The sequence below is a fragment of the Rhizobium ruizarguesonis genome (assembly GCF_012349115.1).
Classification (GTDB): Bacteria; Pseudomonadota; Alphaproteobacteria; order Rhizobiales; family Rhizobiaceae; genus Rhizobium; species Rhizobium ruizarguesonis.
Map to the genome: position 1 here is coordinate 1 of NZ_PQIG01000032.1, position 612 is coordinate 612.

Sequence of the window (612 nt, forward strand, 5' to 3'; positions counted from 1 at the left end):
TAGTTCAGTCTCCGGACGATCCTTGATGCGCAACTGCACCAGCTTGACGCCAAGCGGTACCAGCCGGGCAATCCACTCGGCGCTGTCGACGATCAGGTAGAACGGATCGAGCTTCATGTGAACACCGCCTTTCCGATCACCGGCGTGGAGGGGACGGCCATGTCGCGCGGCTCCAGCACGCCAGCGTCAAAGGCCTGCTTGCCGGCGGCGATTGCCGCGGCAAAGGCGGCTGCCATCGCCGCGGGATCTCCGGCGCCGGCAACGGCGGTGTTGAGCAGAACCGCATCGAAACCGAGCTCCATGACCGCAGTTGCGTGCGACGGCCGACCGATGCCGGCATCGACGATCAGCGACACGTCAGGGAAATGCGCCTGCATTGCTCTGAGCGCTGTCGGATTGAGCGGCCCGGCGGCACTGCCGATCGGAGCGCACCAAGGCATCAGCACCTTGCAGCCGGCCTCCAGCAGTCGTTCGGCCACGACCAGATCGTCGGTCGTGTACGGGAAGACTTCGAAACCTTCACTGACGAGAATGCGAGCCGCCTCGACGAGGCCGAAGACATCCGGCTGTAGCGTATCATGGTTGCCGATGACCTCGAGCTTGATCCAGTCG

General features: G+C 64.1%; 1 protein-coding gene. It reads right to left on the reverse strand.

Features of this window, described 5'->3' with window-relative positions; translation table 11 throughout:
- Window positions 1–113: 113 nt before the first annotated feature.
- Window positions 114–612, reverse strand: a 499-nt coding sequence (locus tag C3Y91_RS04365) for a beta/alpha barrel domain-containing protein (RefSeq protein WP_502362290.1), incomplete at its 5' end; no start/stop codon positions are given.